We start from the raw sequence: 19909 nt of genomic DNA, 5'->3' as shown, positions 1-19909 counted from the left end.
TTAGGCGTTTTTCCCGCGATAATAAACAAAAATCGAGCTATATTTGCCAATTCTCGACATGATTTGCTATACTCCAAGAAGTAACTACATTCTTCCTCAGCCCCCAATTGGGGGCTTTTTCTTGGTAAAAAAGAAGCGATCGAAGGCTTATTTTGGCTCTTTTTTGCCTTTAAATCCGACTATTGAGCTTAAACCTACCGCAATTAAGCCTAATACAGCTGAAGGTTCGGGAACCTTTGCTTGTCTCACTGTATGGTTAGCAGCATAGTCTCTGTGATTGTGTTCAACATCACCTATCAAGAAAAAGTCCATCTGATCAGCACCCAGATTTGTATGAAGATTCGCTGTTTGATCACCGACCGGTCCTTTGACAATTACAGCACCAGGAGGAGGTGTTGATCCCCAACTTCCACTAGCCGTTAATTGATCTGGGGTAAGCAAAGAACAGTCAGCTTCAAACCCAGGCAATGCAGCAATTTCAGCCACACATGTAGCATTTTGCATCCCACTACCTACTGGAGCAGCTAGAACTTGCCAATCTAAGTTTAAAACAGAGCTAAATGTATGATCCTGATTGATTGTCATTATCCCAGTTGACCTGCTTCCGGGGGCAATCTTAACAAACAGATCAACTAACTGACCATTAATAGCTACCGGGTCAATGCTTATTAAAGAGAGATTGGTCATCTCAATAGGAATATTACAAGTACCCGCATTAAAAACACAGTCAGCTTGCCGTTCAACAGTAGTATCAGTGTTACCAGGACCAAAGGGTAGTCCTTTTAATTGGATTGTTCCCAGTCCACCAATAGTCACAAAGTTAGAGCCTGCAGGTGAACTAAGATAATCTGTTCCTGCCACTACTGTTGCAGCTTTCACCGCTTCTGGCATCCCTAATAAAGCAACCCCCAAACCTACAGCACCAATGAGACCCGTAGTGACGGGTTTTAACCGAGTATTAATCATTTGACTGAAACTCCTTCGAGTAACTACATTCTTTCCCGAATTGTACAATAAGAATTTTTCTTGTCAAGTCATCCGAAAGGAAGAGAATCGAGAACATCAGTAATCTATAATCAGGATAATTTATTAAGTTTTATTACACTATTTACCCAGGTAAGCGCAGCTCAAACGCTGTTGACAATTCGCCAATTTTGTCAGCCCCTTGCTGTGTAGGCATTTCAAATGATAGCAGTCAATCAGAATAGTTACAAACTCGACCTATTTGGTCGATTGTTGCTTAACAATTGAGAGGGCAAATTCTACCCAAATATACCCAAATCGCCCTCTAGGTTTATTTTGTCAAGGATTGTTAAAATACGCTTACCCTGACTATCTACACTTCCTATCCCTCCTCTGACAGAAAAGGGAGGCTCTCTTAGGTTTGGTGGGTAAAATGTATTCTAAGATACAGTCCTGCTGACGAGCGAGTGGAAGGAACCACAAAGACACAAAGGACACAAAGATTGATCGCTTCTATAGTAAGTTAAACTTATCACACAGAACCTAGAAGAGCCGCTTTGTCTGGCAAGACTCCTACGAATAATTGCTTTTAAAATAGCCTTAGCTTGACAGGAATCAGAATTATTAAGTAGGTAGGTGTTAAAAATTGTCAGACACCCCCCTTATCAAGGGGGCAGGGGGGATCCCCCGCCTATCGGCACCCCCCTTATCAAGGGGGCAGGGGGGATCCCCCCGCCTATCGGCACCCCCCTTATCAAGGGGGGCAGGGGGGATCCCCCCGCCTATCGGCACCCCCCTTATCAAGGGGGGCAGGGGGATCCCAGTCAAAATCCATAAAATTTAATAACATTGCCATAATGATTACTCCAAGGTAACTATCTGACTTTTAGTGCCTACTTATCATTTTTGGCAATATTTTATAGACTAGGAATATAGAAATAAAAAAGAGGAAAACCGATGATTACTATACGCAAAGCGGAGGAAAGAGGCCACGCTAACTATGGTTGGTTGGATACCTATCATACTTTTTCTTTTGCCCAATATTATGATCCCCAACAGATTAATTTTAGGAGTCTAAGAGTTATTAATGAGGATAAAGTGATTGGGGGAAAAGGATTTCACACCCACGGACACCAGGATATGGAGATTTTAACCTATGTTTTGGAGGGAGAACTAGAACACCAAGACAGTCTCGGCACAGGTTCCGTGATTCGACACGGTGAAATTCAACGGATGAGCGCGGGAACAGGGATAAAACACAGTGAATTTAATCATTCTGCCACTAATCCCCTCCATCTTCTGCAAATTTGGATTATTCCCGACCAAAAAAATCTAGAACCCAGTTATGAACAAAAAGCGATCGCATTTTCTCCCCATACCTTACAATTAATCGCCTCTCCCACCGGTGCCGATAATGCGGTTAAAGTCCATCAAGACGTTAATCTCTACTCGGGAATTCTGCCCCCAGGCCAGTCCCTGACTCATCCCTTAGCTCCCAGTCGTTATGCCTGGTTACAGGTGGCTAGAGGGCAAATAACCCTAAATAGCGTGCATTTACAAGCGGGGGATGGAGCGGCAATTAGCGAGGAAACTTCCTTGGCTATTCAATCTCTAGAAGACTCGGAAATTTTGCTTTTTGACCTAGGGTAGTGGGGTTGAGTGTTAGGAACCCTAGTGGCTAAGTTTTGCCGCCAATTCCCCGGCCGACTTTCAGCCATCAATACTGTCCACCACGCTCAGAAAATCGTTGTGGATTAGCTCGGCGATAAAATTCTCCGGATCGGTGATGGGAACAGTAACGCCTTGGCTGGCTACCATCTGTGCAGCCATCCGAGTCATGAAGTCCTGTCTTGTTTCCGTCATTCTCCCCTGACATTGTTGTAATTTTTCCACCAATTCCAGTGGGGAATCGGCCACCAGTTTATCTCCCTCGCGGGTGACATAAATTGTCATCTTTCCTACCTCCTAAATGATCGGGAACGAGAATTCGGCACTACTAAACCACTTCTTTTCTCGCTATCATTATTGCTAGTTAGTTAGCCCCAGCCTCGTCCGTCTTTCCCTGTTTCCACTATTTTTTCTGGCTTGTCGCCGGGTAATTATTAAGTAGCTGGTTATAATTAAATTGAAAATGGATTTTAGGTTCGATCCCCCCTGCCCCCCTTAATAAGGGGGGTGCCGATAGGCGGGGGGATCCCCCCTGCCCCCCTTGATAAGGGGGGTGTCTGAAAGTTTTTAATACCTACCTACTTATTATCGCTGAAATAAAAGGATAAATTTGTCAATCTTTGTAACGAAAAATCAAGAAAAACTGTTCTGACGGTATCGCCCTGAACCTTTGCGGGGAAATTTGTTACAATAAATACAAAGGGACTCCCTGCGCTGGCTTCCATCCCTAGTAAAAAATTGGCGGGGTGGGGAGCGGAAGTGAATAGTCACGATAGGGGAGGCATTTGTCAGAGTTTCCCGCTTCCTTTAGTTTTAGGGGGAAAGGCCATGAAATCTGCCACATTATTATCGCCCGATCGACCGCTGCCAGAATTTCTCCGGTCAGCTATCCGAGAACGTTTTCCGGGGAAAGCGATCGATGATCTCAGCATCCGCTACTATGAAAGCGTCGAGGATGTGGGGTGGGAGTATTTTAACGATCGGGTATTGCCGTCCTGTAGCGATGAGCCTGTTGTCCGCTATCTTGGCCCATTTATATCCTACGTCCGTCTAGGAGAAGCCCTGGTTTTGGATCGCCAAGATAGCCTTGTGGTTTACGAAACCGATCGAGATGTTCCCTGCACGGAAACCGGACCTTTCTGGTTGGTGACTCCTAAATCGCGCTGAAAAAGCCAACCCTAGTTAAGACTCGACGGGTGGAGTCGGTAAGCGACAAAACCCGTCGCATTTTTACAACGCCTGCGATCGCAGCCAAGCTACGGGTAAATAGAGCATTTTCTTGGCTAAAGGCACGAAGGCACGACGGGCGAAGACATCGTAGTTATTTGCTTCAATTACGTCTAAAATGCCTTGATAAAGCAGTAAAGCCGCCCAAACCGGCCAACGGGAATCGGGATTAAGGGCGCGAATCCCCCTTTCGGCAGAATCATAGTAATAACGGGCCCGCTCAATTTGGAAGCGCATTAACGCCTTCCAACGGTCATCATTAACCCCTTTGAGTAAATCATCTTCGCTGTAGTTAAAACGCTCTAAATCCTCTAAAGGTAGATAAATCCGCCCACGATGGACATCTTCCCCCACATCCCGCAAAATATTGGTTAATTGATTGGCAATACCGAGATCGATCGCTTCTTCTTGGGGAATATAAACGCTTTGATTGCGTCGCCAAGGAGCCGAGCGATCGCCATCTTCCAATCCTAAGACCGCGCTGGACATTAACCCCACCGTTCCCGCCACCCGATAGCAGTACAGTTTTAGTTCATCAAAGGTTTGATAACGACTGCGATAGAGATCCATCTGTTGCCCAGCGATCATATCCCGAAAGGGTTGGATATCCATGGGGAACTTTTCTAGAGTATCCACGAGAGCGACATCGGCATCCTCAAGGGCAACCCCAGAAAAGACTGTTTCTAGCTGTTTTTCCCATAAATCAAGGGTTTCAGGTGTAGTTAACCGGGCTTGGGGTCCATCGACCAGTTCATCGGTACGACGACACCAGACATAAATTGCCCAGATCGCTTGACGTTTTGCTTTCGGCATCAGGAGAGTACCGAGATAAAACGTTTTGGAATACTTCTCTGTAATCCGGCGACAGAGTTCGTAGGACTCCGCAAGGGAGACGAGGGGTTTGGTGGGGTGGGTCGGTTTTGGCAATTGGAGCATTCTGCTGGGGCGGAATGATTGACTTAGATTAACGGCGAACTGTGGCTAATGATATAGCATTGTCTCACTCAAGGCCATTTTCGTCATTAGTCCCTAGCCAGAGAATTAACGAGCGCTGGACACTGGTGTAGATTGGGTTTTATTCAGGTTTAGCGGTGCTGCGGGGTGATCTTTGCTGATCACTGCTGCCGCTAATTTCCCCGATAAAACGGCTCCTTCCATGCTTCCTAAATATTTTTGCATGGTATAGTCACCGGCGAGATAAAAATTCTCGATCGGAGTTTTTTGAGAAGGTCGATAAGCTTGTCGGCCAGGGATGGCTTTATAAACCGATCGAGGAGTTTTCACCAGATGATATTTTAACAATTGACTGGGATTATCGCCAGTAAAATGTTGAGGAAAGAGTTTTTCTAATTCTTTCATCGTGGCGGCGATAATTTCTTCATCGGATTTGCTAATCCAATCCTGAGCGGGAGCGAGAACTAATTCTAACATCGAGCGATCGGGGTTAGCGTATTCTTTACAGGTGTTGCTCATGTCAGCATAAACACTGAGTAAGGGCGAACGGGAGAATAATAAATGATCGATGTCGGTTAGTTTGCGATCAAACCAGAGGTGTAGATTAATGACGGGAACTCCTTCTAATCCTTCTAATTTTTGAAAGAATTTATCTTCTTGCCAAGGTTTAGGTAGTAAAACTTTTAAAGGATCTACAGGCATCGCAGACACATAAAGATCGGCTTCAAAAAGATAATCTTTCGCCCCGTCTAAACCGCGCATTAAGAAGGCTTTAACCGTGCCATCTTCATTTAAGAGAATCTCTTTTAAAGGGGCATTTAAGCGCACTTCGCCACCTCTAGCGGTGATGTAATCGACTAAAGGTTGGCAGAGTCTTTCCGTGGGTGAACCGTCGAGAAAAGCCATTTTTGAGCCGTTTTTCTCCTGTAAAAAGCGGTTGAGGGCTGTTAGTAGAATCGTGGCGGAAATCTCGTTAGGATCGATAAAGTTTAGGGCTTTCGACATAGCGATAAATACTTCTTTTTCTACCCTGGGGGGATGTTTTGTTTCTCTAACCATTCCGACCAAGAATATTTATCCATCTCCTCGACGTAACTTTGGCCTTTAACAATGGCAGGAATTAAACCGAGTCCAAATTTAATTTTTTCCTCCCAAGTTAACATATCATTATTGCGAAGAATGGCAACAATACCGTTAATTGGGGCGGGAATATCGGGGAAGTCAAACCGCGAATAGGTCCCTGGTTTTTCCGGCTGATTGAAGATCATCGAGTGTTCTTTCCACTGTAGGCGATCTTCTATGCCTAATTCTTGGAATAATTGCAGCATATTGGGATAAGCGCCAAAGAAGATATGTAAACCGGTTTCGTACCAGTCCCCATCGGCATCTTTCCAAGCGGCAATTTTTCCCCCTAATACATCGCGACGTTCCAGTACGATGGGCGTATGTCCCGCATCGACAAGGTATTTCGCACAAGATAATCCGGCTAGTCCCGCACCAGCGATCGCAACTCGCATCGTTTCCTATCTACTCTCTAATGTCTTGTCTTTATCACATTCGCTATTATACTTCACATTTCGTTACATTTTTTTCAGCTTATCGAGAAGGCGGTCGGCAGGTGGCAGGAGGAGATAGGGTGATAGGGTGATAGGGTTTTGGGGTGATGGGGTTTTGGGGTGATAGGGTGATGAGACAGCTTCCCCATTTCCCCACTTCCCCACTTCCTTGATAACTGCTGACTGATAACTGGTCACTGATAACTGATAACTGGTCACTGATAACTGATTACTGGTCACTGATAACTGATAACTGATATTGTGATATGTAATTAGCTTAATTCGCTTACCTTTTGAGTTTACGCATACACCCTCTTCAATCGATCGCTATGACTTTTCCCACTACGTCCCCCCAAGTCTCGGAGATAGAGAATAATCGTGCTTGGCATAATTTAACTGGCGAACAAACCCTAGAAATACTGAGAACCAATGGGGAAACCGGCTTAATCGAGGCTGAAATTGTCAAAAGAAAGGATATTTTTGGGTTAAATGAACTAAAAGAAACGGGGGGACGTAGCCCGTTAATGATTCTTTGGGAACAGTTTACTAACATTATGTTAGTGATGCTGATTGCCGTGGCGGTGGTTTCGGCGGTTTTGGACCTGAAAAAAGCGGAATTTCCCAAAGATGCGATCGCTATTTTTACAATTGTTATTTTAAACGGTATTTTAGGATATTTACAGGAAAGCAGGGCAGAAAAGGCTTTAGCCGCCCTTAAGCAGTTATCCTCGCCGAAAGTCCGGGTTATCCGTAATGGTAGCACCTTTGAAGTGGCGGCCAAGGAACTTGTCCCCGGGGATATCATGTTACTGGAAGCGGGGGTACAAATTGCCGCCGATGGCAGATTATTAGAAGCACAAAATCTGCAAATCCGGGAAGCTGCCCTGACGGGGGAAGCGGAATCGGTGAATAAACAAGCACAGAAGGTTTTACCGGAAGATGCCTCTTTAGGCGATCGCATTAACCTCGTCTATCAGGGTACAGAAGTAGTACAAGGACGGGGGAAAGTGGCGATTACCAAGACGGGAATGGATACGGAAATCGGTAAAATCGCCGCCATGTTACAAGGAGTAGAAAGTGAACCAACTCCCCTACAGCAGCGAATGTCGCAGTTAGGTAACGTTTTAGTGAGTGGTTCCCTAGCTTTAGTGGCTGTAGTCGTGCTTGGGGGCGTAATTCGCTTCGGTTGGCAGTTTTTTGAGTCACTACTAGAAACTTCCCTCAGTATGGCTGTGGCCGTTGTCCCCGAAGGTTTACCGGCAGTGGTAACGGTGACTTTGGCAATTGGAACCCAAAGAATGGTGAGAAGACAAGCTTTAATCCGTAAATTGCCGGCAGTGGAAACCTTAGGTTCGGTAACGACGATTTGCTCCGATAAAACTGGAACTTTAACTCAAAATAAAATGGTGGTGCAGAAAGTTAATACTTCCGAGCAGACAATTACTGTCACGGGGGAGGGTTACGCGCCCATCGGTGAGTTTAGTGGTGCTAGTGAAAGTGATCCCGAACTACAGGCAATTTTAACGGCTTGTGTCCTGTGTAATGATGCACTTTTGCAGAATCAAGCTCAAGAATGGTCAATTTTAGGCGATCCCACCGAAGGAGCTTTACTGACGTTAGCGGGTAAAGGAGGACTATATCGGGAAGCATTGGAACCAAAAAGCCCTCGTTTAGGCGAATTTCCCTTTTCTTCCGAAAGAAAGAGAATGTCAGTAATCTGTGAGAATGCTCAGTTAGGTTTGGGTGATTCTACCTATTTGATGTTTACCAAAGGCTCACCGGAATTAATTCTCGAACGTTGTTCTCTGATCCAAGTTGGGGCGGAAAGTCAACCCTTAACAAATGAACAAAGAAGCCGTATTTTGGCACAAAATGACGAAATGGCGGGTAATGGCCTACGAGTCTTAGGTTTTTCCTATAAACCGATGACAGAAGTGCCAGAAGCGGAAAGAGAAGATAGTGAGGAACAATCCCTGGTTTGGTTGGGATTGGTGGGAATGCTCGATGCACCCCGCAAAGAAGTTAAAGAAGCGGTTGCCCTCTGTCGTCAAGCGGGAATTCGTCCGATTATGATTACCGGAGATCACCAATTAACCGCCAAGGCGATCGCATTTGAATTAGGCATTGCTGCCCCCGGAGAGCGAGTAATCACGGGTAAAGAATTAGAAAAAATGTCTCAGAATGACCTAGAGGGAGAGGTAGATGGTGTGAGCGTCTATGCTCGCGTTTCTCCCGAACATAAGCTGAGAATCGTCCAAGCCCTGCAAAAACGGGGCAAATTCGTCGCCATGACGGGGGATGGAGTCAATGATGCTCCGGCACTAAAACAAGCGGATATCGGTATCGCCATGGGGATTACGGGAACCGATGTCAGCAAAGAAGCCAGTGATATGATTTTGCTAGATGATAACTTTGCCACCATCGTCGCTGCCACTGAAGAAGGGCGCGTGGTTTACAGTAACATTCGGCGCTTTATTAAATACATTCTCGGCAGTAATATTGGCGAGGTTTTAACCATTGCTGCGGCTCCTTTAATCGGTATGGGGGGTGTACCTCTGACTCCCTTGCAAATCCTCTGGATGAACCTTGTCACCGACGGTTTACCGGCTCTTGCTTTGGCAATGGAACCCGCCGAACCTAATGTGATGAAACGTCCACCTTTTAGCCCCCGGGAAAGCATTTTTGCTCGCGGGTTGGGTTGGTATATGATTCGCATCGGCATCGTCTTTGCCATTCTGACCATTATTATGATGTACTGGGCTTACCAATATACTCAGGCAACCCCCGAAATCGGAGATCCTGGACGCTGGAAAACCATGGTATTTACTACCCTCTGTTTAGCACAAATGGGTCATGCTTTGGCGGTGCGTTCCCATACCCAGTTAGCTGTGCAAATGAATCCCTTCTCTAATCCTTACATTATTGTCGCCGTGGGCTTGACAACGATCCTACAATTGTTGTTAATTTATGCTCCTCCTCTACAAAACTTCTTCGGTACTCAATGGATTAGTGGCACGGAATTATTAATCTGTTTTGGATTTAGTGCCTTAATGTTTGTTTGGATTGAGTTAGAGAAGTTATTTATTCGCTGGTTCATGACGAAAAAATAAATCAATGCCAACACCAATTATTCTGACTTTAACGGTTTTAGTCGTTGCTTTAGTCGCTTTTGTGGCGGAATGGCTGCCGGTAGATTTAACCGCTTTATCCGTGGCGATTGTCCTGATTCTTTTGGGTTTAGTTACTCCTGAAGAAGGTATCGCCGGATTTAGTAATTCTGCCACGGTGACAGTGATGGCGATGTTTGTACTTAGTGCCGGAATTACCCGCACGGGAGTGATTCAAGTAATCCGCGATCGCTTGCTGGTTTGGGGGGGCAAAAGTCCCCACCAACAGGTATTTGTACTAGGGGCATTAGTAGGGCCAATTAGTGCTTTTATTAATAACACGGCAGTGGTGGCGATCTTTTTACCCATCGTTGAAGATTGGTGTAAAAAACAAAAAATTTCCCCTTCTAAGTTATTAATTCCCCTTTCCTACGCCACGGTTTTAGCGGGGATGATTACCGTGGTGGGAACTTCTACAAACATTCTCGCTAGTGGTATTTCTGCCAAGCTGGGTTATGGGCAATTTAGCTTATTTCAATTCACTGCTTTGGGGGTAGTAACTTTTTTGGCAGGTTTGATTTATTTAGCAATTTTTGCCCCGAAATTATTACCCGATCGCAAATCTTCCACCGGGGAATTTTTGGACGATGATTATGGTTCTAAAGTATATCTGAGTGAGGTAATTATTAGCACTCGTTCTAATCTTATCGGTCAAACTTTATCCGAAAGTGGACTACAAAGAAAGTTTGATTTTGATGTGTTGGAATTAATCAGGAATAAGGTACATTTACCCCAACCTTTAGCTGATAAAGTTCTCAATGCTGGCGATATTTTAATCGTTCACAGTAGTCGGGAAGAACTATTAAAGATTAAAGATGAACGGGGATTAGAAATCTTTGCCGATGTCAAATTTCAGAAAGAAGATATTGAATCGGCAATTACTACAGGTGAGGAAAAATTAGCCGAGGTTTTGATTCTCTCTAATTCCCGTTTAATTGGGACAACTTTAAAAGATTTGAAATTCCGTCAGCGTTATAACGCAACGGTTCTAGCGATTCGGCGTGGTTCGGAATTACTGCAAGGAAGATTAGGTAAAATTCCTTTAAAGTTTGGCGATTTGCTCTTAGTTCAGGGACCAAAACAGAGTTTTGTGGGGTTACAAACTACGCGAGAATTATTAGTCTTAGAAGAGAAAGACATCGAATCCCTGCGAAAGGATAAGGGAATTATTGCTTTAATAATTACTTTGTTGGTGATTATTATTGCCGCTTTTGATATTCAACCGATTCTCGTCACCAGTTTAGTTGGAGTGGTTTTAATGGTAATTACTGGCTGTCTAAAACCGGGGGAAGTCTATGGTTCCATTCGTTGGGATATTATCTTTTTATTAGCGGGTTTAATTCCCCTGGGTACTGCCATGGATAACTCAGGAACGACTAAATGGTTAGCAGATAATTTAGTGGCTATCGGCGGCAATCTTTCGGGGTTTTGGATCTTAGTTTTCTTCTATCTAATTACCTCAGTTTTAACTGAAATCCTCTCTAATAATGCTGCCGTCGTGTTAATGATTCCCGTCGCCGTGGAAGTGGCGAAAACTTTGGGTTTAAATCCTTTGGCTTTTATGTATGCTGTCACCTTTGCTGCTTCTAATAGTTATCTAACACCAATTGGCTATCAAACTAATACCATGGTTTATGCACCAGGCGGCTATAAATTCCTCGATTTTACCCGTTTGGGTGCGCCCCTAAATTTAATTTTGACGATTTTAACCCCTAGTTTAATTGTCTTGTTTTATGGCTTGAAATAAAGAAAGAGATCGAAGAATCTTCGATCTCTAAAAAGAATTTGATAGTAGTCAAAACTATTTCGATTCAGCGAAGCGTTTACGCAGGGATTCGGCTCGCTTTTTGGCTACGGTATTATTAGGATCAAATTTGAGAGTTTCTTCGTAGGTTTCGAGAGCTTTTTTAGCCATTTGTTTCTTTTCGTAAACATTGCCAAGATTATTGAGAGCGATCGAGTATTCAGGATAAAGTTTAATTGCTTCTTTGTAGTTACGAATCGCTAATTCTAATTGTTCTTGGGCAAAATAGGAAAAACCGAGCGCATTGTAGATTAGAGCTTGATTTTCTGGTTCGATGCTTTCTTCCCCAGAGATTTTTAAAGCCTTTTGTAGTAAACTCAAGGCTTGAACATAGAGTTTTTTATCGAGATAAAGACTCCCTAATTCATAGTAATCTTTAGCCGTACCTTTTTCTTTTTGCAATTTTTTTTGTAGCTTGTTAAAGGTTCCTTCCACTCGACGGGTTTTAAAGATTTGCACGATGACAAAAATTCCTAAACCAATCACGAAAATTAGCAATCCAGAAACGTAAATAAGCGGCAGGGTATCTTCCATAATTAGCGATCGAGCAATTAATATTTTTATACTTATTCACTCAGATTATAGCAGGATTTAGTCAGTTATCAGTTATCAGTTATCAGTGATCAGTGATCAGTTATCAGTGATCAGATTTGAGTTTTCAGTTCACTGTTCACTGTTCACAGCAAAAAACTCCCTTCTCCCCCCTCCCCACACCCCACACCCCACACCCCACACCCCACACCCCTCTCCCTATCTTCCCACACCCCTCTCCCTATCTTCCCATTTCCCGAATTCTCAGGGGTAAACCCCAATAGTTCAGCCGTTCTGCTAACCAACCGGTGGATTCTAGCCGCTCGATCGCTTGGTTGACGCGTTCTCGGAGACTTTGGTACTGTAAACCTTTAGGGAGAACGACTCCTAGAGCGATCGCCCCTAACTCGATCGGTAATTGACGATAATTGGGGAATTGCTGCACCCAACCAGTTAAAAGGCTATTATCAGCCGCAAAAGCGTCTATTTCCCCGGTTTCCAGTAAATTTAAAGCTTCTTGATAGGAAGCAACCCCGCGCAGGATAGCGTTAGGCAAATTGGAACGCACAAGGGCGATTGTCGTCGAGCCGTTGAGTACGGCGATTCTAGAGTTAGCTAAGTCTTCTAAACGCTGCAATTGGGGGTTTTTCGTCACAAAACCGCTGCTATCGAGGTAATAAAAGGGGCTAAAATCCACTAAGCGCTGACGTGCAGGAGTAATCGCCACACGAGCGATCGCAAAATCTACTCGATCATCAATAACCACCTGTAAACGTTCTTGATTACTAACGGGTTTGAGAATAATAGCACTGTCAGAACCGAGAATTTCTGACGCTAGACGTTTAGCGATGTCGATTTCCAATCCTTGCAGATTCCCCTGAGAATCAAGGAAAGCGAGGGGAGGGAGATTATTTTTAACAGCGACAATTAATTTTCCCCGGCGTATAATTGTATCGAGATCGGCGCTAAAACTTGGGGCTACACCCAAGAGCAAAAAACCAAGAATAAATAACAAATTTTTCATACTGTTTTACCTAAACTAACTCGATTCCTACCTTGATTTTTAGCGGCAAACATGGCATGATCAGCCCGCTCGATCACCGCTTCTAGATTATTATCTTCAGGGCTAAATGTTGCCACACCAATACTAGCAGTAACTCGCACTTTTTGTCGATCAATTTCAATATTTAACTTGTTAATTACTTGACAAATGCGCCAGGCTGTGGTAGCAGCATCTTCAAGATTAGTTTCTGGGAGAATAGCGACAAATTCCTCGCCCCCAAAGCGCCCAAAACTATCCACTTGACGCAGACAGTTTTTAATTGCCCCAGCGACAGTAATTAAAGTTTTGTCCCCTAGGAGATGACCAAAGGTATCGTTAATATGTTTAAAATGGTCGATATCGATGACTAAAACCGAAAAATAACGATGATAACGGCGACATCGTTGCAATTCTTTATCGCCCAAGGCGAGAATTTCTCGACGATTATTCACCCCAGTTAGGCTATCGGTGATGACTAGCTTTTCTAGTTGAGAATTGATATTTTTCAGTTCTTCTTGCGTTTTTTTCAGTTCTAGATGAATTTTAACTCTGGCTAACAGTTCCCAACTATGAAAGGGTTTATTTATATAGTCCACAGCCCCAGAATTAAAAGCATTGATAATATCTTCTTTTTCCTTACTATCTGTTACAAAAATAATCGGTATATGAGCGGATAAAGCATCACTTTTTAGTCTGCGACAAAGTTCTAGTCCCTCCATGTCTGGCATCATTAAGTCAAGAAGAATTAGGTCAAAATTAGCAGTTTTTACTCGTTCTATTGCCTGTTTAACACTACTAGCACAAATAGTGGCATAACCAGCAGAATCAAGAATCTTCACAGCCAATTGGAGATTTTTACCGACATCATCAACCACTAAAACCAGACAGTCTTCAGGACGAAATTTAATCATGATCAGTAGGTATAATTAATCAAGCTAAGGACAAAATAGAGATACAATTAAGTGGCTGGTTATAATTAAATTAAAAATGGATTTTAGGTTCGATCCCCCCTGCCCCCCTTGATAAGGGGGGTGCCGATAGGCGGGGGATCTGACAACTTTTAACGCCTACCTACCTATTAGTGATACAGCATTTCTTATACAGATGAAGTATGATGGGATTGGGCATCGCCCCAAAGGTTAAGCTTATCCCTAGTTTCTAGAAGTCCGCTTTTTTCGACTAGAATAAAAAAAGCCAGCCAGAATAGCCACAATTTAAAAAATTTCTCCTCTTAGACTTGACGTGAAAGAGTCCCTCAACCCTACTTCTTTGGATCTCAAAACCATTTTTCCCTTTAAACTCGACGACTTCCAGCAATCGGCGATCGCTGCCCTCGCTGCCGGTAAATCAGTGGTTGTCTGCGCTCCCACCGGTTCCGGCAAAACCTTAATCGGAGAATACGCCATCTATCGCGCCCTCGAAAGGGGTAAACGGGTTTTCTACACCACTCCCCTGAAAGCTCTTTCTAACCAAAAATTCCGGGATTTTCAAGAAAAATTCGGTCGCACCCCCACCGATGGCGATGAGGATTCCCCGCTGCTGTTTGCGGAAGTGGGATTGATTACCGGTGATGTGGTGATCAATCCCTCCGCATTAATTGTAGTCATGACTACAGAAATTTTTCGCAATATGCTCTACCAAACTCCAATCGGTGAGGTAGGCACTTCCCTAGAAAACGTGGAAACCCTAGTTCTCGATGAATGTCACTATATCAGCGATCGAGGTCGCGGCACCGTTTGGGAAGAATCAATTATCTACTGTCCCCCTAGTATCCAATTAGTCGCCCTCTCCGCCACCATCGGCAACCCGGGGGAACTCACCGACTGGATTAACTGGGTGCGGCAACTGCGCCAACCCAGCGACAATAAACAGACCTCCAGCTGCGAGCTAATTAACTCCGATTTTCGCCCCGTCCCCCTGCGCTTTTATTTCGCCAATAAAGAGGGATTATTCCCGCTGCTCGACCCAAAACAGAGCAAAGTTAACCCGAAACTACGCTCAAAAGTCGGCCACGGCAAACCCCGACGCTTAAAACGAGAAGATTGTCCCACCATCGCCTCGATTGTCACCACTCTGCGGGACAAGGATATGCTCCCAGCCATTTACGTCATTTTCAGCCGTAAAGGTTGCGATCAGGCGATTCGAGAGCTAAAAAACCTCAATCTCGTTAATCAAGAAGAAGCTAGAGCTATTTACTACCGTTTACTCATTTTCTTTCTGGAAGATAATCCCAATCTGCAAGAACTAGCCCTTTCCTTCTTTGCCGTCGAAAATCCGCCTCTACACCAGAAATTACTGGCTTTTTTCGCTAATAACCCCCAGTCTGACGAGCAACTCCTCAGCCTCTTAACCGCCGCCCCCGAGACGAAAAATCAACTGTTTGAATTCCTAGCCAGTGCTTCCCAATTGGTGCGGGCCGACCAAGTGGAACCCCTCACCCGGGGCTGTGGTGTTCACCATGCCGGGATTTTACCCCTCTGGAAAGAATTAGTCGAACAACTCTTTGAAGCCGGTTTAATTAAGGTGGTTTTTGCCACCGCTACCCTCTCAGCCGGGATTAATATGCCCGCTCGCACCACCGTTATCTCGGCCCTCTCCAAACGCACCGATGATGGCCATAGTATGCTGACTCCCTCGGAATTTGTCCAGATTGCCGGCCGGGCCGGTCGCCGGGGAATGGACGCAGTGGGCCATGTGGTGACAGTACAAACGCCCTTTGAAGGAGCAAAAGAAGCGGCTTTTCTGGCCATCGCTCAACCGGAACCCCTGCAAAGCTGTTTTGCGCCCAGTTACGGCATGGTCTTAAATCTCCTGCAAAAACACAGTCTAGAGGAGGCCAAAGACCTCTTAGAGCGCAGTTTCGCCGAATATCTCGCTCGTTTGAAGTTAAGCCCCGAACGACAACAGATTACCGCCTTAACCACCGAATTGGCTAAGTTGGATATGGAATTAGCCGGTATCGAACGGGAGCAGGTCTTCAGTTACGAAAAGCTACGGGAAAAACTGCGGGAAGAAGAAAGACTGTATAAAATCATCGCTAGTCAGGCAGAGGCCCAGAAAAGACAGGAAATACATCTAAAATTGCCGAATATTGCCGTCGGAACTATCCTCCATCTCAAGGGCAAACATATTAAGGTTCCCGTCCCCGTCCCCGCTATCTTTGTCAATACCCTGCACGGAGCCGGTCAAGTGCGAACCCTTGTGTGTTTAGGCAGTGATAATCGCTGGTATTTAGCCGCCTATGCCGATATTAGCGAGATAGATCGAGGTTTTCTCGCTCCTGCGGCATTAGGCGAACTGATACCCCCTTCCCTAGAAGCAGTTTCCCTAGGGGGGTGGCGCAAGGGTGAGGAAAATACTCAGGCGATCGCAGATTTAATCCCCCAACAAGTGCAGGGCATCCCACCAGTGGCGGAACTGGCAACACAGGCACAAAAAATTGAAATTGTCAATAGTCAAATTGCCGCTCATCCCCTGCAAAAACGCAAAAATCCAGGGCGATTGATGAAATTATACTACGATCGAGAAATTGCTCGCGATAAGTTACACAAGACCCAGATTAAATACCAAAAACAACAATCGCGTAAATCCTACTACTGGGAAGAATTTCTGAATCTAATCGAGATTTTGCGGGAATTCCAAGCATTAGAGGGTTATTTGCCCACTCCCCTCGGAGAAGCGGCGGCCACTATTCGCGGGGAAAATGAACTCTGGTTAGGATTAGCGATGATGTCTGGAGATTTGGACCGATTGACTCCTAGCCAGCTAGCCGCCGCCATCAGCGCCATGATTACGGAACCCCCTCGCCCCGATACTTGGTGCAATTACCCGCCCGTGCCAGAAGTTATCGATATTTTGCGACAAGGAGAGGAAAATTCCCCCGGTCTGCGAGAAGTTCGCCGTTTACTCTATCAAGCTCAATCTCGCTACGATATCACTATTCCCGTCTGGTTAGAAACCCAACTGATGGGGATTGCCTCCCGTTGGGCCCAGGGGACATCCTGGCCGGAATTGTGCGAAAATACTAGCCTCGATGAGGGAGATCTAGTGCGATTATTACGGCGCACCGTCGATGTTCTCTGGCAAATTCCCCAAATTCCCCGGGTTTCCCAAGTCCTTAAAGATAATGCCCGTCTCGTCGTCACAGCCATGAAGCGTTTTCCTTTGTAATATTGATCGCTATTCTAAACAATGGGAGATGGTAGGGAAAGTAACTGTTGGTGAATCTGCTCGATTAGGGCGAGAATTTGCTGATAATTGTGGTGCAATCCCTGATGATAAAGGTGATTTGCTCCTTGATTTAAATCCGCTAAAGCTGATTGATAATAACCCAATTGATGCCGCAGTAATCCCCTTCTAATATAAGCATCGGCATAAAAAGGATCGATGGCAATCGCCTGATTTAAATGGGCGATTGAGCGATCGTATTCACCTAATTGGTGAGCAGTACAAGCTAGATTATAGTAGGCTGAGGCGTTATTTTTATTTAACCGGAGAGCTTGATTAAAATCCGCCTTGGCTGAGGTAAAATTGTGGAGGGCTAAATGAGATAAACCTCGATCATTATAAATAGTGGCTAAAGTGTCGGGTTGCTGGTTAGTAATTTGACGCAAGGATTGATTAAAATCCGCTAGGGCAAGGGGATAATTTTTCATAGCCGACTGAACTAAACCACGATTATAGTAGGCTTGATAATAGGTGGGTTTTAGCCGGATACTCTCGTTATAATCGGTCAGCGCCTGTGAATAATCTCCCAAACGATAAAAAGCTAAACCCCGATGAAAATAGGCTAGATAATTATCAGATTGCTGTTGTAAAGAGCGGGTGCAGTCTTGCCAAGCGTGCAGATAATCCTGTAAATAAATCTCAGTTAAACAGCGATTACTGTAGGCTAGGGCCAAGTTATTTTCCTGTTCCAGCGACTGATTGAAATCCTGCAAAGCTTGCTGATAATTACCCGCCTCTAGTTGTTCAATTCCCGATCGCAACCAGTAGTGCAAATGTACTGATTTGTCCGCTTTTCCCGGCCGAGGCAATCCCCCAGCACAAGCGAGCAGAGCAGTGCAACCATAACCAATCCACCGAGGCGAGGAAGAAAATTTTTCAAAACCGTTGACATAGGAGTATCTTTGTGCATATACTCCCAATTCTGAGGAAACTTTCTCAATCGATCAACAGACAGCCTGTCAAATACAGTTATCAGTTATCAGTTATCAGTTATCAGATGTGAGTTTTCAGTTCACTGATTACTGTTTACTGTTCACTGTTCACTGAAAATACACCCCACTTCCCACAGTCTAGAACCGGTCTATGTCTCTAGAGGTCGGGGCTGCGATAAGCTGATAAAGGAAAGATTGTCACCGAGCAATTATGGTGGCGTTACTCGCTAACGCAGTTGACACCCGATAACCGATAAATGATACAGGAGTTATCTATGGAAACTATTTTTATCCCCCACCTCCTCAAATCTCCTGATCGACAAAGAGTGATCATCATCGATAATCTTATCCCCGGTCTAGAAACCTTGACACCGGTGCGGGGAACCTTGCTGGTTAGACATGGGGGCAATTTTTTGGAAGTATCGGTGAAAGCAGAAACCATCGTCACCTTAACCTGCGATCGCTGTTTACAACAATATAATCATCGTCTGCAATTAAACACTTCCGAATTAATCTGGCTAGACAAAAATAAAGACTACGATAGATCCTATCCTCTAGAGCGAGAAATAGCCTACGAAGACCTCTCAGAAACCCTCGATCCTAACGGGGATTTTGACCCGCAAATGTGGTTATACGAGCAGTTATGTCTCACTTTACCCCCCCGTCAACTCTGCGGAGCCAATTGTCAACCACCCGATTTTCTGCTTCCAGAAAAGACTGCCATCGATGGTCGTTGGGCCTCCCTAGAATCCTTGAAAAGTCAGTTATCTCAATCGCAAAATTGAGCTTTGATGCTGATTTTTTTTCGGGTTTCGATCCCAGAGAAAAGCGATCGAAACCTGATTATTTACCGGCCCCAAATCTTTTTCAGGACAGTTTCGGGAGTAATATCGGCGACTTTTCCCGTATTAGCTTCAATATATCGATGACGCTCTCCCCCGCTCGGTAAAACTCTCTTAGACAACGAAGGAACCAGCAGAGAGAGGGTATAGGTTCCCACGGCCACGGCTAACTGTAAAGGGACACTTTCGGTAGCTAACAATAAATTAGCACCGGCGATCATAGCCGCCATTTTACCGATATCGGCCGTTCTCGACACTTTTAAGTTATTATCCATGGCTTTGAGGGCTAAAACCCAAGCTTCATCCAGTTCTCCCTGGATTGCGACAATTGGCAAATCCGGTTGTTGATGGCGAATGCCTTGGATAATTTCTAGCCAACTCTCTAGGGGATAAAGCGTTTCCAGTCCTTGGCTGATGCTGATATCGCTACCGCCGGCGTAGAGGAGAATATAGCCGCTATCCTTGATATTGAGGCGTTGCTGCTCCATTTGGGCCCAATCGATATCATCCCGATTCAATGTTATTTTTAAAGGTGGACAGGGTGCGGCAATCTTTAAACCTTTGACCAGTGCGTGATAATTATCCGCTAGATAGCCTTCCGTTGGCCGGGGGACTTGTTGCGATAAGAACCAGCTGCCATTATTTTCATAGCCTATACGGTTAAGAACACCATTTAACCAGAGTAAAAGGTTGATAGCAGGACGATTGGTGAGACTAATGGCGATTTCGTACTCCCGGTCCCGAATTACTCCCAAAATATTTAAATAATCCGCTAATCCGTACTGATCTCGATAGTCAAATAAAAGCACTTCCCTAACCTGGGGACAGAGACGATAGGCAGCCTTTGCTCTAGGTTCGACCAAAACATCAATGCTGCTTTGGGGGTAAGTTTGCTGGAGGGTTTCTAGAGTGGGAAAAAACAGCAGTTGATTGCTAATTCCTCCCGGTACAAGGGTTAATATTCGCATTTTATCTGGATATACCTGAATCGATCAG

At 44.8% G+C, this 19909-nt stretch carries 14 protein-coding genes and 2 pseudogenes; 6 read left to right on the top strand and 10 right to left on the bottom strand.

Features of this window, described 5'->3' with window-relative positions; all coding sequences use genetic code 11:
• Positions 1 to 147 precede the first annotated feature (147 nt).
• On the bottom strand, positions 148 to 966 hold the full coding sequence (locus tag VL20_RS30865; protein WP_052276155.1) for a hypothetical protein: 819 nt from the start codon (positions 964 to 966) through the stop codon (positions 148 to 150).
• Positions 967 to 1920: 954 nt separating this feature from the next.
• On the opposite strand from VL20_RS30865, the gene VL20_RS07875 reads away from it, so the two are divergent.
• Entirely contained in the window at positions 1921 to 2613 is a 693-nt protein-coding gene (locus VL20_RS07875) for a pirin family protein (RefSeq protein ID WP_052276154.1), read from the top strand.
• Positions 2614 to 2673: 60 nt separating this feature from the next.
• On the opposite strand, the gene VL20_RS07870 is transcribed toward VL20_RS07875, so the two are convergent.
• Positions 2674 to 2916, bottom strand: coding sequence for a hypothetical protein (locus VL20_RS07870; protein ID WP_002740673.1), 243 nt, complete (start codon positions 2914 to 2916; stop codon positions 2674 to 2676).
• Positions 2917 to 3321: 405 nt separating this feature from the next.
• Here VL20_RS07870 and VL20_RS07865 point away from each other — a divergent pair, with 405 nt between their 5' ends.
• A complete protein-coding gene (locus tag VL20_RS07865; protein WP_052276153.1) occupies positions 3322 to 3798 on the top strand; it encodes a hypothetical protein in 477 nt (158 codons plus the stop codon).
• A 63-nt stretch (positions 3799 to 3861) separates the two neighbouring features.
• Here VL20_RS07865 and crtB read toward each other — a convergent pair whose 3' ends face one another.
• The 3 genes and pseudogenes from crtB to VL20_RS07850 form a co-directional block, all read right to left on the bottom strand.
• Positions 3862 to 4794, bottom strand: coding sequence for a 15-cis-phytoene synthase CrtB (gene crtB, locus VL20_RS07860; RefSeq protein ID WP_052276152.1), 933 nt, complete (start codon positions 4792 to 4794; stop codon positions 3862 to 3864).
• A 105-nt stretch (positions 4795 to 4899) separates the two neighbouring features.
• Positions 4900 to 6329, bottom strand: a pseudogene (pds, locus tag VL20_RS07855) (15-cis-phytoene desaturase).
• Between the two features lie 63 nt (positions 6330 to 6392).
• Positions 6393 to 6608, bottom strand: coding sequence for a hypothetical protein (locus VL20_RS07850; RefSeq protein WP_158499328.1), 216 nt, complete (start codon positions 6606 to 6608; stop codon positions 6393 to 6395).
• Positions 6609 to 6697: 89 nt separating this feature from the next.
• Here VL20_RS07850 and VL20_RS07845 point away from each other — a divergent pair, with 89 nt between their 5' ends.
• Positions 6698 to 9478 (top strand): cation-translocating P-type ATPase, encoded by a 2781-nt coding sequence (locus VL20_RS07845; protein WP_052276151.1) that lies wholly within the window; start codon positions 6698 to 6700, stop codon positions 9476 to 9478.
• 4 nt (positions 9479 to 9482) lie between these two features.
• Positions 9483 to 11282: an SLC13 family permease gene (locus VL20_RS07840; protein ID WP_052276150.1), complete on the top strand. Its 1800-nt coding sequence runs from the start codon at positions 9483 to 9485 to the stop codon at positions 11280 to 11282.
• A gap of 54 nt (positions 11283 to 11336) precedes the next feature.
• Here the strand turns inward: VL20_RS07840 and VL20_RS07835 are convergent, their stop codons facing one another.
• From VL20_RS07835 to VL20_RS07825, 3 genes are all read right to left on the bottom strand, one after another.
• Entirely contained in the window at positions 11337 to 11873 is a 537-nt protein-coding gene (locus VL20_RS07835) for a tetratricopeptide repeat protein (protein WP_052276149.1), read from the bottom strand.
• Between the two features lie 238 nt (positions 11874 to 12111).
• A complete protein-coding gene (locus tag VL20_RS07830) occupies positions 12112 to 12894 on the bottom strand; it encodes a transporter substrate-binding domain-containing protein (protein WP_052276148.1) in 783 nt (260 codons plus the stop codon).
• Positions 12891 to 13823 carry a GGDEF domain-containing response regulator gene (locus tag VL20_RS07825; RefSeq protein WP_052276147.1) on the bottom strand — a complete coding sequence of 311 codons (933 nt, stop codon included), beginning with the start codon at positions 13821 to 13823 and terminating at the stop codon, positions 12891 to 12893. Before VL20_RS07825 ends, VL20_RS07830 begins: the two co-directional genes overlap by 4 nt.
• A 331-nt stretch (positions 13824 to 14154) precedes the next feature.
• On the opposite strand from VL20_RS07825, the gene VL20_RS07820 reads away from it, so the two are divergent.
• Complete coding sequence (locus VL20_RS07820; RefSeq protein WP_052276146.1) at positions 14155 to 17082, top strand: DEAD/DEAH box helicase; 2928 nt, start codon at positions 14155 to 14157, stop codon at positions 17080 to 17082.
• A gap of 14 nt (positions 17083 to 17096) precedes the next feature.
• Here VL20_RS07820 and VL20_RS07815 read toward each other — a convergent pair.
• Positions 17097 to 18049 (bottom strand): annotated as a pseudogene (locus tag VL20_RS07815) (tetratricopeptide repeat protein).
• A 297-nt stretch (positions 18050 to 18346) separates the two neighbouring features.
• On the opposite strand from VL20_RS07815, the gene VL20_RS07810 reads away from it, so the two are divergent.
• Positions 18347 to 18856, top strand: a complete 510-nt coding sequence (locus VL20_RS07810; protein WP_052276145.1) for a YceD family protein — start codon at positions 18347 to 18349, stop codon at positions 18854 to 18856.
• 62 nt (positions 18857 to 18918) lie between these two features.
• Here VL20_RS07810 and VL20_RS07805 read toward each other — a convergent pair whose 3' ends face one another.
• Positions 18919 to 19881 (bottom strand): glycosyltransferase family 9 protein, encoded by a 963-nt coding sequence (locus VL20_RS07805; RefSeq protein WP_052276144.1) that lies wholly within the window; start codon positions 19879 to 19881, stop codon positions 18919 to 18921.
• Positions 19882 to 19909: the final 28 nt, after the last annotated feature.

It is taken from the genome of Microcystis panniformis FACHB-1757, from assembly GCF_001264245.1.
GTDB lineage: Bacteria > Cyanobacteriota > Cyanobacteriia > Cyanobacteriales > Microcystaceae > Microcystis > Microcystis panniformis.
The sequence above is the reverse complement of the archived record's forward strand: the minus strand, read 5'-3'. Positions and strand labels throughout refer to the sequence as shown.

Excerpts from the sequence above, each read along its gene's own strand:
- VL20_RS30865 (WP_052276155.1), bottom strand. The coding sequence starts at position 966 with ATGATTAATACTCGGTTAAAACCCGTCACTACGGGTCTCATTGGTGCT.
- VL20_RS07875 (WP_052276154.1), top strand. The coding sequence starts at position 1,921 with ATGATTACTATACGCAAAGCGGAGGAAAGAGGCCACGCTAACTATGGT.
- VL20_RS07870 (WP_002740673.1), bottom strand. The coding sequence starts at position 2,916 with ATGACAATTTATGTCACCCGCGAGGGAGATAAACTGGTGGCCGATTCC.
- crtB (WP_052276152.1), bottom strand. The coding sequence starts at position 4,794 with ATGCTCCAATTGCCAAAACCGACCCACCCCACCAAACCCCTCGTCTCC.
- VL20_RS07845 (WP_052276151.1), top strand. The coding sequence starts at position 6,698 with ATGACTTTTCCCACTACGTCCCCCCAAGTCTCGGAGATAGAGAATAAT.
- VL20_RS07840 (WP_052276150.1), top strand. The coding sequence starts at position 9,483 with ATGCCAACACCAATTATTCTGACTTTAACGGTTTTAGTCGTTGCTTTA.
- VL20_RS07835 (WP_052276149.1), bottom strand. The coding sequence starts at position 11,873 with ATGGAAGATACCCTGCCGCTTATTTACGTTTCTGGATTGCTAATTTTC.
- VL20_RS07830 (WP_052276148.1), bottom strand. The coding sequence starts at position 12,894 with ATGAAAAATTTGTTATTTATTCTTGGTTTTTTGCTCTTGGGTGTAGCC.
- VL20_RS07825 (WP_052276147.1), bottom strand. The coding sequence starts at position 13,823 with ATGATTAAATTTCGTCCTGAAGACTGTCTGGTTTTAGTGGTTGATGAT.
- VL20_RS07810 (WP_052276145.1), top strand. The coding sequence starts at position 18,347 with ATGGAAACTATTTTTATCCCCCACCTCCTCAAATCTCCTGATCGACAA.
- VL20_RS07805 (WP_052276144.1), bottom strand. The coding sequence starts at position 19,881 with ATGCGAATATTAACCCTTGTACCGGGAGGAATTAGCAATCAACTGCTG.